General features: G+C 60.4%; 12 protein-coding genes and 1 pseudogene. 7 read left to right on the top strand and 6 right to left on the bottom strand.

The genetic code is table 11. The features are described from left to right. The 7 genes from D6877_RS07835 to tadA all read left to right on the top strand — a co-directional run. A partial coding sequence (locus D6877_RS07835; protein WP_178083647.1) for a PTS transporter subunit EIIC occupies positions 1-788 on the top strand: 788 nt, incomplete at its 5' end. A gap of 132 nt (positions 789-920) precedes the next feature. Continuing rightward, positions 921-2,567 carry an alpha,alpha-phosphotrehalase gene (gene treC, locus D6877_RS07830; RefSeq protein WP_130910402.1) on the top strand — a complete coding sequence of 549 codons (1,647 nt, stop codon included), beginning with the start codon at positions 921-923 and terminating at the stop codon, positions 2,565-2,567. Between the two features lie 107 nt (positions 2,568-2,674). Beyond that, positions 2,675-3,898 (top strand): carbohydrate porin, encoded by a 1,224-nt coding sequence (locus tag D6877_RS07825; protein WP_130910401.1) that lies wholly within the window; start codon positions 2,675-2,677, stop codon positions 3,896-3,898. 50 nt (positions 3,899-3,948) lie between these two features. After that, positions 3,949-6,477: a phosphoenolpyruvate--protein phosphotransferase gene (gene ptsP / locus D6877_RS07820; RefSeq protein ID WP_130910400.1), complete on the top strand. Its 2,529-nt coding sequence runs from the start codon at positions 3,949-3,951 to the stop codon at positions 6,475-6,477. 2 nt (positions 6,478-6,479) lie between these two features. After that, on the top strand, positions 6,480-6,770 hold the full coding sequence (locus D6877_RS07815; protein WP_130910399.1) for a PTS transporter subunit EIIB: 291 nt from the start codon (positions 6,480-6,482) through the stop codon (positions 6,768-6,770). A gap of 118 nt (positions 6,771-6,888) precedes the next feature. Continuing rightward, the gene (locus D6877_RS07810) at positions 6,889-8,265 is read left to right on the top strand and encodes a multicopper oxidase family protein (RefSeq protein WP_130910398.1); all 1,377 of its coding nucleotides are present in this window, start codon (positions 6,889-6,891) and stop codon (positions 8,263-8,265) included. Then, a complete protein-coding gene (gene tadA / locus D6877_RS07805; RefSeq protein WP_016773353.1) occupies positions 8,265-8,765 on the top strand; it encodes a tRNA adenosine(34) deaminase TadA in 501 nt (166 codons plus the stop codon). Before D6877_RS07810 ends, tadA begins: the two co-directional genes overlap by 1 nt. A 165-nt stretch (positions 8,766-8,930) precedes the next feature. Here the strand turns inward: tadA and cmoB are convergent, their stop codons facing one another. The 6 genes and pseudogenes from cmoB to D6877_RS07775 all read right to left on the bottom strand — a co-directional run. Beyond that, on the bottom strand, positions 8,931-9,887 hold the full coding sequence (gene cmoB / locus D6877_RS07800; protein ID WP_095181720.1) for a tRNA 5-methoxyuridine(34)/uridine 5-oxyacetic acid(34) synthase CmoB: 957 nt from the start codon (positions 9,885-9,887) through the stop codon (positions 8,931-8,933). Beyond that, the gene (cmoA, locus tag D6877_RS07795; protein WP_041479911.1) at positions 9,884-10,627 is read right to left on the bottom strand and encodes a carboxy-S-adenosyl-L-methionine synthase CmoA; all 744 of its coding nucleotides are present in this window, start codon (positions 10,625-10,627) and stop codon (positions 9,884-9,886) included. The genes cmoB and cmoA overlap by 4 nt, the downstream gene beginning before the upstream one ends. Before the next feature lie 185 nt (positions 10,628-10,812). After that, entirely contained in the window at positions 10,813-11,295 is a 483-nt protein-coding gene (locus D6877_RS07790) for a hypothetical protein (RefSeq protein WP_130910397.1), read from the bottom strand. A gap of 207 nt (positions 11,296-11,502) precedes the next feature. Continuing rightward, a pseudogene (locus tag D6877_RS07785) lies at positions 11,503-11,667 on the bottom strand (lysoplasmalogenase); the annotation flags it as partial. 2 nt (positions 11,668-11,669) lie between these two features. Continuing rightward, positions 11,670-12,062: a protease inhibitor I42 family protein gene (locus tag D6877_RS07780; protein ID WP_024014192.1), complete on the bottom strand. Its 393-nt coding sequence runs from the start codon at positions 12,060-12,062 to the stop codon at positions 11,670-11,672. 289 nt (positions 12,063-12,351) lie between these two features. Then, positions 12,352-12,644, bottom strand: a 293-nt coding sequence (locus tag D6877_RS07775) for a S16 family serine protease (RefSeq protein WP_277751478.1), incomplete at its 5' end; no start/stop codon positions are given.

Raw genomic sequence — 12,644 nt, 5'->3', positions numbered from 1 at the left:
AGCAGCTGCCGTACTTCGACATCCTCGGCCTGTTCCAGGTGGAAAAGGTCGGTTATCAAGGGCAGATCCTGCCGATCCTGATGGCAGCCTATGTGATGAGCGTCATAGAGAAATGGTTGCGCGCGCGAGTGCCCAACGCCGTGCAGTTGCTGGTGGTGCCGATCACCACCATCGTTGTCACTGGCGTGCTGGCGCTGGCGATCATCGGCCCGGTGACCCGGCATATCGGCATCTATATCACCGAAGGGCTGGTGATGCTGTTCGATCTGGCGCCGTTGGTGGGCGGTCTGATTTTCGGCCTGCTTTATGCGCCCCTGGTGATCACCGGCATGCACCACATGTTCCTCGCCGTGGACCTGCAATTGATCTCGAGCCAGGGCGGCACTTTCATCTGGCCGATGATTGTCATGTCCAATCTGGCGCAGGGCAGTGCGGCACTGGCGGTTTTCTGGATGACGCGCAATGCGCGGGACAAGAGCATGGCTTCGACCTCGGCAATTTCTGCGTATTTCGGCATCACTGAGCCGGCGATGTTCGGCGTCAATTTGCGCTACAAATTTCCGTTTTACGCCGCGCTGGCCGGTTCGGCGCTAGGTTGCATGTTCCTCTCGCTGAACAAGATCCAGGCTTCGGCCATTGGCGTCGGTGGCCTGCCCGGTTTCATCTCGATCATTCCGCAGTTCATCCCGATGTTCGTCATCGGGATGCTGATCGCCATGCTCGTGCCGTTTGCCCTGACCTGCGTGCTGAGCATGAAGATTGTCCGTCCGGGTTACCGGGTCGCGTGAAGTCGAACTGCAGGAGCTGCCGGAGGCTCGGGCCGCGATCGGACGATCCTTTGATCCTGCCTTTCAAAATCGAAAGATCGCAGCCTCCGGCAGCTCCTACCGACATCGTAAAATTCAAGAGGAAAATCCGCCATGCAAGACTGGCAACGTTCGGTGATCTATCAGATCTACCCGAAGAGCTTTCACAGCCATGCGGGCAACGCCACTGGCGATCTGCTCGGCATCGTCGCCAAGCTCGATTACCTGCAATGGCTGGGGGTCGATTACCTGTGGGTCACGCCATTTCTGCGCTCGCCGCAGCGCGATAACGGCTACGACATCAGCGACTACTACGCGGTCGATCCTAGCTACGGCAGCATGGCCGACTGTGAGCTGCTGATTGCCGAAGCGGGAAAACGCGGGATCAAGCTGATGCTCGATATCGTGGTCAACCACACCTCGATCGAGCACGTCTGGTTCCAGCAGGCGCGCAGCAGCCTCGACAATCCTTACCGCGACTTCTATATCTGGCGCGACCAGCCGAACAACTGGGAATCCAAGTTCGGCGGTTCGGCCTGGGAATACGAAGCGCAGACCGGCCAGTATTACCTGCACCTGTTTGACCACACCCAGGCCGACCTCAATTGGGACAACCCCAAAGTCCGCGACGAGGTGTTCAAAATGATGCGCTTCTGGCGCGACAAGGGTGTGGGTGGTTTTCGTCTGGACGTGATCAACCTGATCTCGAAACCGGCGGATTTCCCCGAGGACGACAGCGATGGTCGGCGCTTCTACACCGATGGGCCTAACGTGCATGCGTACTTGCAGGAGATGCACCGTGAAGTCTTCGAAGGGCATGAGCTGATCAACGTCGGCGAGATGTCCTCGACCCGCCTCGAACACTGCATCCGCTACTCCAATCCGCAGTCGAAAGAATTGTCGATGACCTTCAACTTTCATCACTTGAAGGTCGATTACCCGAACCTGCAGAAGTGGGTCCGCGCCGATTTCGACTTCCTCCAGCTCAAGCAGATTCTCTCCGACTGGCAGACCGGCATGCAGGCGGGCGGCGGCTGGAATGCGCTGTTCTGGTGTAACCACGATCAGCCTCGCGTGGTCTCGCGGTTCGGCAATGACGGCGAATACCGCGAGCTGTCGGCGAAGATGCTCGGCACCGCGTTGCATTTTCTACAGGGCACGCCCTTCGTTTATCAGGGCGAAGAATTGGGAATGACCAATCCGGGGTTCGAGAGCATCGAGCAATACCGTGATGTCGAGACCCTGAATATCTTTCGCCTCAAGCGTGAAGCCGGGGCAAGCGACCTCGACAACATGGCGGCGATCATGCAGAAGTCCCGCGACAACGGGCGCACGCCGATGCACTGGCACGCCGGGCACAACGCCGGTTTCACTCGCGGCGAACCGTGGATCGGCGTGCCGGCCAATGCCGCGCAGATCAACGTCGCGCATCAGTTGCACGACCCGGAATCGGTGCTGCATCACTATCGGCGCCTGATCGCTTTGCGCCGCACTGAAGCGTTGATCTCCGATGGCATCTATCGCCAGTTGTTGCCGGAGCATCCACAGGTCTGGGCGTACCTGCGCGAGGGGACGGGAGAACGCTTGTTAGTGGTGAACAACTTCTATGGCACTGCCTGTGAGGTCGAGCTACCGGCGCTGATCGACGAAGCCCAGGAGCAGCGCTTGTTGATCAGCAACTACCCGGACTGTCCGCAACGCACGCGGTTACTGCAGTTGCGACCTTACGAATCCTTCGTGCTGCACCTGACCGACCCCTGATTTTTTAACTGAATAACAACCTTTGAAAAAACACGCAGAACGCTGCGCGGGGGATTTGTGCGCGCTGAATTCCTGCAACCACACAATAAAAACAACGGGTGGCATATATGAGAGCAACCATAAATTACAGTCTGGCAATCGCGGGGATTTGTCTGGCAATGCCCACGTCATCACATGCGCTGGAGTTCGGCGGCTATCTGCGCAGCGGTGTCGGTACTTCGGTCAACAGCGGCAGCCAGTCCTGTTTCCAGTTACCCGGCGCGCAGACCAAATATCGCCTCGGTAACGAGTGCGAGCAGTACGGCGAGCTCGAGCTGCGCCAGGATCTGTACACCCTCGACGACGGCTCGGTGCTGAGCGTCGACGGCATGGCCTCGCTGTATAACCGCTACGACCGCAGCCTGACGTTCAAGGAAGACAACGGCTCGATTCGTTTGCCGCAGGCGTATGCGCAATGGTCGGCGATGCCCGCGCTCAACGGCGGTTCGCTGTGGGCAGGGCGGCGCTACTACAAACGTAACGACATCCACATCTCCGATTTCTATTACTGGAACCAGAGCGCCACCGGCGGCGGCATCGAAGACGTGTTGATTGGCGGCCTGAAATACAGCTACGCGTTTTCGCGCAAGGACAACCTTTACCAAAAGGATTACATCAACCGCCATGACTTCAATGTCGGCGGTTTCAACAGTAACCCGGGCGGTGAACTGGAGTTCGGCCTGAGTTACATCGACAAGCCCGGCAGCCGCGATGCCCACCGTGGCTGGGCGATCACCACCCAGCATGTGCAGCAGGACTTTTTCGGTGGCAAGAACAAACTGGCGCTGCAATACGGCGAAGGGCCGGGCACCGGATTGGGCTATACCGGTAACGTCAGGCTTGATGACCGCAACAAGAGCTATCGCATCGTCGAGTTCTTCGACTGGCAACTGACGCCACGTTTTGGCGGACAATTGCAGGCGGTGTATCAGAAGGATATTCGTCAGGGCGGCGCCGGCCAGAACTGGCTGTCACTCGGCGTGCGCCCGGCCTATGCGCTGAGCGAGCAGTTCAAACTGGTGACCGAACTGGGGCACGATCAGGTCGAGGCGGCGGACGGCACGCGCAAGCTGAGCAAGTTCACCTTCGCGCCGACTTGGTCACCCAAAGGCCCGGAATTCTGGGCGCGGCCCGAGGTGCGTCTGTATTACACCTATGCCAGCTGGAACCAGGCAGCCAAGCGTGCCGCCAACCTGTTGGCCAAAGGCTCGGCACTGTCCGACACGGGCACCTTCGGCAACGCGCGGCACGGCGCCAATGTCGGCTTGCAGGTTGAATACTGGTGGAAATAAGCAAAGCGGCTGCGACCGCTCATTCAATCAATACAAGCTCAGGTGATGTCATGGCCACACCCCAACAATTGCAGCTGCTGGCTCCTTTATCCGGCGTGCTGATGGCGCTGGACCAGGTGCCCGACCCGGTGTTTGCCGGGCGGATCATCGGCGACGGTTTGTGCATCGACCCGACTTCGTCAACGCTCTGCGCACCGTTGGCCGGTGTGGTCAGCGATGTGCAGGCCAGCGGGCACGCGCTCACCATCACCAGTGACGCGGGTGTGCAGGTGTTGATGCATATCGGCCTGGACACGGTGAATCTCGCCGGCAAAGGTTTCACCCGTCGCGTTGAAGCGGGGCAGCGGGTCGAAGCGGGGCAGGCGCTGATCGACTTCGATGCTGACTACATTGCCCTGCACGCGCGCAGTTTGTTGACCTTGATGCTGGTGGTCAGCGGCGAGCCGTTCGATTCGCTCGTTGGCTCAACCGGGTTGGTCGAGGTGGGCCAGCCAGTGCTGGACGTCGTGGTCGGCGCAGCCGCCAGCGAAAACACAGCGCCGGTGCCGGGCGATGCGGTGTTCTCGCAGCCGATCAACTTGCCCAATCCCAACGGTCTGCACGCTCGGCCGGCGGCAGTATTTGCCCAAGCGGCCAAAGCATTTTCAGCGGCCATCCATCTGCACAAGCTGCAAGCGCAAGCCAACGGCAAATCATTGGTGGCAATCATGGCTTTGCAAACGGCCCATGGCGACAGTGTGCAGGTCAGCGCCGAAGGTGAAGATGCCGTAGCCGCCGTCGAAGCGCTGGGCCGATTGCTGAGCGAAGGCTGCGGCGAAGCGGTGACAGCGCCCGCACCGGTCGAAGCCGATGCGGCAGAAATGCCGAACATCCTGCGCGGTGTCTGCGCCTCGCCCGGTTCGGCGTTGGGCCAAGTCATGCAGATCGTCGAAGCGTCGCTTCTGGTCAACGAGTTCGGCGCCGAGCCGCCAAATGAACTGGAGGCGTTGAGCCAGGCCCTGATCGAAGCCGACATGGCCCTGCAACATCTGCGCGACACCGCCAGCGGCCTAGCGCAGGCGGAGATCTTCAAGGCGCATCAGGAGCTGCTGGCCGACCCGAGCCTGCTGGATCAGGCCCATGCCTTGATCGATGAAGGCAAAAGCGCAGCGTTTGCCTGGAAAACCAGCACCGATGCAACGGCGGCGATGTTTCGCTCGCTGGGCAATGCCTTGCTGGCTGAGCGCGCGGCGGATCTGGATGATGTCGGCCAGCGCGTGCTGAAGCTGATCCTCGGTGTCCACGAGCAGACGCTGGAGTTGCCGAACGACACCATTCTGATCGCCGATCAACTGACTCCTTCACAAACTGCCGGGCTCGATACGCGCAAAGTGCTTGGGTTTGCCACCGTTGGCGGCGGCGCCACCAGCCATGTCGCGATCCTCGCGCGGGCCTGTGGCTTGCCGGCGATCTGTGGCATGCCATTGCAAATGCTCGGGCTCGGCAACGGCACGCGGGTGCTGCTCGATGCCGACAAAGGCGAATTGCAGTTGCACCCGGACGCCGAGTCCATTGATCAATTGCGCACGCGGCATGCGCAACAGCGCCAGCGTCATCAGCAGGAACTGGCCCAGGCCAGCGAGGCGGCCTGTACCCGTGACGGTCAGCACATCGAAGTCACCGCCAACGTTGCCTCGCAGGGCGAAACCGCTCAGGCCATGGAGCTGGGCGCGAATGGCGTGGGGCTGCTACGTTCGGAATTTCTCTACCTGGGTCGCCAGCAAGCGCCAAGCCATGACGAACAGGTGGCCACTTACAGCGCCATCGCCCGCACCATCGGGCCGGCGCACAATCTGGTGGTGCGCACCCTCGATGTCGGTGGCGACAAACCGCTGGCATATGTGCCGATGGACAGCGAAACCAATCCTTTCCTCGGCCTGCGCGGCATTCGTCTGTGCCTTGAGCGACCGCAACTGTTGCGTGAGCAATTTCGCGCCGTGCTGGCCTGCTCGGAGCTGACGCGTCTGCACATCATGTTGCCGATGGTCAGCAATCTTGCCGAGCTGCGTTCGGCCAGGCAGATCCTCGAGCAGGAGGCGCGGGTGCTGGGACTGATGCACTTGCCGAAACTGGGGATCATGATCGAAGTGCCTGCCGCTGCGCTGATGGCCGATGTGCTGGCACCGCACGTGGACTTTTTCTCCATCGGCACCAACGATCTCACCCAATACACCCTGGCCATGGACCGTGATCATCCGCGCCTGGCCAGCCAGGCGGACAGCTTTCACCCTGCGGTGCTGCGCCTGATCGCGATGACGGTGAAGGCTGCGCATGCCCACGGCAAATGGGTCGGCGTCTGCGGCGCCATGGCGTCTGAACGCCTTGCGGTACCGTTGCTGCTGGGGCTGGGTGTGGATGAGCTGTCGGTGAGCGTGCCGTTGATTCCGGCGATCAAGTCGGCGGTGCGCGAGGTGAATCTGGCCGACTGTCGAATCATCGCCGAACAGGTCTCGAACCTGGAAAGCGCTGGCGATGTGCGCGAAGCCTTGCAGCGCTTTCATGAGGCCAACATCGCTGCCTCGCCGGTTATGGAGAATTGAACATGTTCGACAAATTGCAGCAGGCATTCTGGAAAGCACTGACGCCGGATCTGGTCCCGGATGAGGTGAAAGCCGTCGCCGAACCGGTTGCCGGCTTGAGCGCTGAGATTGTTGCGGCGCTGGGGGGTGTGGATAACCTCAAGTCGCAGCAACCGCTGGCGCTGACCCGGGTGCGGGTGACGTTGCATGACGAGGCACGGGTCGACCGTCAGGCCCTGAGTGTGGCCGGTGTGGCAGGCGTCATGCCGCTTGAGGGCGGCGTGCTGCACCTGATTACCGGGCTGCGCGCATAAGGCCGACAAGACGTGCGGCCGCAGGTCGCCCTTACTGTTTCTCAACTGCGGGTGTATCGTATTCGCCTTTTTGCGGATCCCTCGGGGTCCGTCGCTGATACGTGAGGTAGTTGAGTTCATGTCCTTTACCCGTCGCCAAATCCTCGGTGGCCTGGCCGGTCTTGTTGTCGTTGGCGTGGGCGCGGGAGGCGCGTCGCGTTACTGGCTGGGCAAGATGGCCGACGCCGAGGCCGGCCACGATTATGAACTGATCGCCGCGCCGCTCGACGTCGAGCTGGTGCCGGGGCACAAGACCGAGGCCTGGGCGTTCGGCCCGTCGGCACCGGGCACCGAGTTGCGTGTACGCCAGGGTGAATGGCTGCGGGTGCGTTTCATCAATCACCTGCCGGTGGCGACCACCATCCACTGGCACGGCATCCGCCTGCCGCTGGAAATGGACGGCGTGCCTTATGTGTCGCAACTGCCGGTATTGCCGGGCGAATACTTCGACTACAAATTCCGCGTGCCGGACGCCGGCAGCTATTGGTATCACCCGCATGTCAGCAGCAGCGAGGAACTGGGGCGCGGGCTGGTCGGGCCGCTGATCATCGAAGAACGCGAGCCGACCGGCTTCAAGTACGAGAAAACCCTGAGCCTGAAGAACTGGCACATCGACGAGCAAGGCCAGTTCGTCGAATTCAGCATCCCCCGCGAAGCGGCCCGTGGCGGTACCGCCGGGCGCCTGTCGACGATCAATGGTGTGCCGCTGCCGGTGATTGATCTGCCGGCCGGGCAGATCACCCGGGTGCGTTTGCTCAATCTCGACAACACCCTGACCTATCGCATCAATATTCCTGGCGTCGAAGCGAAGATCTACGCGCTGGATGGCAACCCTGTCGAGCCACGACCATTGGGCAAGGAATACTGGCTCGGCCCTGGCATGCGCATTTGCCTGGCGATCAAGGCGCCGGCGGCCGGTGAAGAGTTGTCGCTGCGCAACGGCCCGGTGCGCCTGGGCACGCTGCGGTCAGTCGCCAACACCGACGCGCCGACGGACTGGCCGAAAGCCTTGCCGGCAAACCCGGTGGCCGAGCCGGATCTGGCCAATGCGGAGAAACTCAACTTCAATTTCGAATGGGTCGGCTCGGTGTCGGTCAACGTCGACAACGGCAAGCCGCCGAGCCTCTGGCAGATCAACGGCAAGGCCTGGGACATCACCGACAAGACCTGTGCTGACCGACCGATCGCCAGCCTGAAACTGGGCCAGAGCTATATTTTCGAATTGAAGAACATGACCCAGTACCAGCACCCGATCCACCTGCACGGCATGAGCTTCAAGGTGATCGCATCGAACCGGCACAAAGTCATTCCGTATTTCACCGACACCTATCTGCTGGGCAAGAACGAGCGTGCGCAAGTGGCGCTGGTGGCGGATAACCCGGGGGTGTGGATGTTCCACTGCCATGTCATCGACCACATGGAAACCGGCCTGATGGCCGCGATCGAGGTGAAATGATGCGCCAGATCCGCCCGGCGGCGATCATCGACCGCAGCCGCGACCGCGACTTCATGCGCGAAGCCCTGACCCTCGCCGCACAGGGCGCCGCCCTCGGTGAGGTGCCGGTGGGCGCGGTGCTGGTGCAGGATGGCGCTATCATCGGTCGCGGCTTCAATTGCCCGATCAGCACCAGCGATCCGAGTGCCCATGCGGAAATGGTCGCGATCCGCGCCGCTGCGCAGGCAGTGGATAACTATCGCCTGCCGGGCAGTACGCTGTACGTGACGCTGGAACCGTGCAGCATGTGCGCCGGGTTGATCGTGCATTCGCGGGTGGCGCGGGTGGTGTATGGCGCGCTGGAACCCAAGGCGGGAATTGTGCAGAGCCAGGGGCAGTTTTTTACCCAGGGCTTTTTGAATCACCGGGTGTTGTATGAGGGCGGGGTGCTGGCTGAAGAATGTGGTGCGGTGCTGACCGAGTTTTTCCGCGCCAGACGCACCAAAAGCCCCTCACCCTAACCCTCTCCCAGAGGGAGAGGGGACCGACCGAGTTGGATGGACCAAATCCGCCGACCTGAAATACCGAGTCGGATGCAAGTTTGGAAAGCTCAACAATCAGCTCCCTCTCCCTGGGGAGAGGGCTGGGGTGAGGGGTAGGCCCACCACGGTCATGGGAAAATACGCTTACTTCCTGGCGACGATAACCGCCCGCATCGGCGCCGGCAGCCCTTCAATGGTTTTGCTGTGATCCTCGGGATCCAGAAAATCGCTCAGCGATTGATACTTCATCCACTCCGTCCCGCGCTGTTCCTCCACTGTCGTGGTGCTGACATCCACGCAGCGAATATCGCTGAACCCGGCCCGACGCAGCCACAATTCCAGCGCCGGCACCGACGGTAAAAACCACACGTTGCGCATCTGCGCGTAGCGATCTTCCGGCACCAGCACCTGGTGCTTGTCGCCTTCGACCACCAGGGTTTCCAGCACCAGTTCCCCACCCTTGACCAGGCAATCCTTCAGCGCCAGCAAATGCTCGATCGGCGAGCGGCGGTGGTAGAACACGCCCATGGAAAACACCGTGTCGAAGCCTTCCAGATTCGGCGGCAGGTCTTCGAACGGGAACGGCAGGTGCCAGGCATTCGGCTCGGACAAGTAACGCTGCACCGCCTGGAACTGGCAGAAGAACAGCCAGTTCGGGTCGACACCGATCACGCTGTCGGCACCGGCGCCGAGCATGCGCCACATGTAGTAGCCATTGCCGCAGCCGACATCGAGGATGCGTTTGCCCTTCAGGTCGAGGTGCGGGGAGACGCGCGACCACTTCCAGTCCGAGCGCCATTCGGTGTCGACATGCACACCGAACAGGTCGAACGGCCCTTTGCGCCACGGCGAGAGGCCCATCAGCGCGGTGCGCATCTGTGCGCGAGTGTCGTCGTCGCAATCGGTGTCGAGTTTCAGGCCGTTGAGCAGGTCGACTTCGCTTGGCTGGATCTTCGGCAAGGCGTCCAGCGCACTTTGCCAGCGCTCTAGATCGCCGTGGCCTTTGTCCATTTTCTTGTCGAGTTGCGCTTGCAGGGTGTTGGCCCATTCGGCCAGCGGTGTACCGGCCAGACGGCGGGCGAGGGGGGACAGATCAATCATGGCAAGGCAATCAACGAGGCAAAGTTAAGACACTGGAACCACGGCACGACTTTCGAGAACCCGGCGGCCAGCAGGCGTTCGCGGTGTTCTTCGAGGCTGTCGGGCTTCATGACGTTTTCGATGGCGCTGCGCTTCTGGGCGATTTCCAGTTCGCTGTAGCCGTTGGCGCGTTTGAACGCTACGTGCAGGTCGGTGAGCAGCGCGTGCTCTTCGGCATCGTTGAAGCGCAGCTTTTCCGAGAGAATCAGCGCGCCGCCGGGCAACAACGATTGGCGAATCCGCGAGAGCAACGCGGTGCGCTGGTCCGGGGCGATGAATTGCAGGGTGAAGTTCAGCGCGACTACGGAGGCGGGCTCAAATTGCAGCGCGAGGATATCGCCCTCAATTACCTCCACCGGCAGCAGTTCCTGAAACATCGAATCCTGACCGTTGAGGTATTCGCGACAGCGCTCGACCATCGCCGCCGAGTTATCCACCGCGATGACCCGGCAACCGTCGGTGCGCACATGACGGCGCAGGGCTTGAGTGACTGCGCCGAGCGACGAACCGAGGTCGTAGAGCACGCTGTTGGGCTGGGCGAATTGCGCGGCGAGCACGCCGAGGTTTTCGACGATGGTCGGGTAACCCGGCACCGAGCGCTTGATCATGTCCGGGAACACCCGCACCACGTCTTCATTGAAGGCGAAGTCAGGCACCTGGGCCAAGGGCTGGGCGAATAGGCGATCGGGTTCTTTGCTCACGGCGGTGTCCGGCGGTGTCGGTGGAAAAGGCCGGCATTTTAGCCAAAGTGGGACGCGGATGCTTGGGTTGTCTGATAAAGCGCGGGGATATTGCTCTGCCAGGCAGCGCGTGCAGCGGATGGCGGGAAGGAGCAATGAATGACCAAGTCGAGGAGCGAGACTTGGTCATTCATCATCAGGGTGAATTACCGACTACGCATAAATACATTGAATTTTGCTTCACCAACGACTCGCAGAGTTTCGGTCCTATCGTCCTTGCCTTTAAAGTCAAAGTTCAAAATGTAGCTCAACTGTTCAGAGCTGTTTGCCACGACCTCAACGGAAACACTCCCGCTTTCAGGTTTGTAAGTGTAGAAAGTCAAGAAATCGTCATTGGCGCCAGACTCGAAATAATAGAGTTCTTGAAACGGGAACGCTGCGCCAGGGGTATAAGTGTCTGATTGAATATTGCGGGAAAAAACGAAGCTCATCCCTTTTTTTGAACTGCCAAAGCCGTTTTCATAGGCACGCCCAAGCAGTGCAATCGAATCGCTGTTGCTGTCCTGAGCGAATTCAAAGTTTTGAGTATAAAGCTCTACTCGGTTGGAAATTTTGGCCTTGAGATCGCAGTTGACGGAGATAAAAGGATCCAGCTGATGTGCAGAAGTTTTCTTCTTGAAAAAGCTCATGGTGTTCTTCCTTGGTTAGATTGGTGATGAGTTAACCCCAAGGAATACTAAGCAGGCAGAAATATACCGGCTACTGTCAGACCTGACAGGTTTTTATAACGTTTCGAGATACGTTGAGCGGTTTATGGTTATGAACTTTGGTTAAGTTTTTCATCATTATTAAACGCCGAAGCGGCGATGCCCTACTGGTCCAGCCGGTAGCTGGACCAGACTGATCCAGCGCCGATAGTCGCTGGGCGGCGCATCGTGCAGCCAGCCGAGCAGCGCCAGCAACGGCAATGGTATGACCAACAGGCACAGCAACGCCGCATGGGTGCTGACACCGTAGAGAAACGTCACCGCGCCCATCAGCGCCAGAATCAGCCAGCACACGATCAATTTACCGAAATGGCGCAGTCAAAGGTTTCCACTGGCAGCACTTCCGGTGCCCACGGTTGTTGCGAAGTCAGGCGCAAACGCCCGGTGCCGGCCGCGAAGGCCTGGAAGCGCCAGGTCGAAACCCCCGCTGCGCCCACCACGCCGGCATCTTCCGGATTGCTGTAAACCTCCGGGCTGAGCGCGCGCAACACGCCGCCAGCCGAATCCTGAATCGCCCAGCGGTAGCCGGTGGTCGGGTTGCTTGGCAGGCTGATGATCAGGTTTTGCCCGACGTTGAGCCGCACGGGGCATTCGCTTTGTTTTTCCACGGTCACGTTGTGTTTCGGTTGCGTGGCGCAGGCGGCCAGCAAGGAAAGGGCGAGGGGGAGAAACAGGCGAGTGGGGGACATGGGGTCAGCAGCTCCGGCGGTTACGACGAACGGCGAGCATAACTGAAGATGAGACAAAGTGTGACAGCCGGGTGCCGCGTTTACTGGACTGACGCCAAGCCCTCACCCTAGCCCTCTCCCAGAGGGAGAGGGGACTGACCGCGGGATATTGGCGAGGTACGCCGACCTGAGCGCGCGTCAGCGCATCCATAATCGCCTCGGTATTTCAGGTCGATGAATAGCGCAAGCCAACTCGGTCGGCTCCCTCTCCCTGGGGAGAGGGCTGGGGTGAGGGGCTACGGGCTACCGGTCAAAACAACACCTTCGCCACATCCGCAAACCGCTTGGCAAAGTGCACGGTTATCCCTTCCTTCAGATAATCCGGCAGTTCTTCAAAATTACCCCGGTTCGGCTCCGGCAGAATCAGCTCGAAAATCTTCTGCCGGCGCGCCGCGATCACTTTCTCGCGTACGCCGCCGATCGGCAATACGTGCCCGGTCAGGGTCAATTCGCCGGTCATGGCCACGCCTTTTTTCGGTGGCTGATTGCGTGCGAGGGAGAGCAGGGCGCTGGCCATGGTCACGCCGGCGCTCGGGCCGTCCT

It is taken from the genome of Pseudomonas sp. Sample_9, from assembly GCF_004307535.1.
In the GTDB taxonomy this organism is placed as follows: Bacteria; Pseudomonadota; Gammaproteobacteria; order Pseudomonadales; family Pseudomonadaceae; genus Aquipseudomonas; species Aquipseudomonas mercuritolerans.
This window is presented reverse-complemented; position numbering and strand designations above follow the sequence as displayed.

Excerpts from the sequence above, each read along its gene's own strand:
- treC (WP_130910402.1), top strand. The coding sequence starts at position 921 with ATGCAAGACTGGCAACGTTCGGTGATCTATCAGATCTACCCGAAGAGC.
- D6877_RS07825 (WP_130910401.1), top strand. The coding sequence starts at position 2,675 with ATGAGAGCAACCATAAATTACAGTCTGGCAATCGCGGGGATTTGTCTG.
- ptsP (WP_130910400.1), top strand. The coding sequence starts at position 3,949 with ATGGCCACACCCCAACAATTGCAGCTGCTGGCTCCTTTATCCGGCGTG.
- D6877_RS07815 (WP_130910399.1), top strand. The coding sequence starts at position 6,480 with ATGTTCGACAAATTGCAGCAGGCATTCTGGAAAGCACTGACGCCGGAT.
- D6877_RS07810 (WP_130910398.1), top strand. The coding sequence starts at position 6,889 with ATGTCCTTTACCCGTCGCCAAATCCTCGGTGGCCTGGCCGGTCTTGTT.
- tadA (WP_016773353.1), top strand. The coding sequence starts at position 8,265 with ATGCGCCAGATCCGCCCGGCGGCGATCATCGACCGCAGCCGCGACCGC.
- cmoB (WP_095181720.1), bottom strand. The coding sequence starts at position 9,887 with ATGATTGATCTGTCCCCCCTCGCCCGCCGTCTGGCCGGTACACCGCTG.
- D6877_RS07790 (WP_130910397.1), bottom strand. The coding sequence starts at position 11,295 with ATGAGCTTTTTCAAGAAGAAAACTTCTGCACATCAGCTGGATCCTTTT.
- D6877_RS07780 (WP_024014192.1), bottom strand. The coding sequence starts at position 12,062 with ATGTCCCCCACTCGCCTGTTTCTCCCCCTCGCCCTTTCCTTGCTGGCC.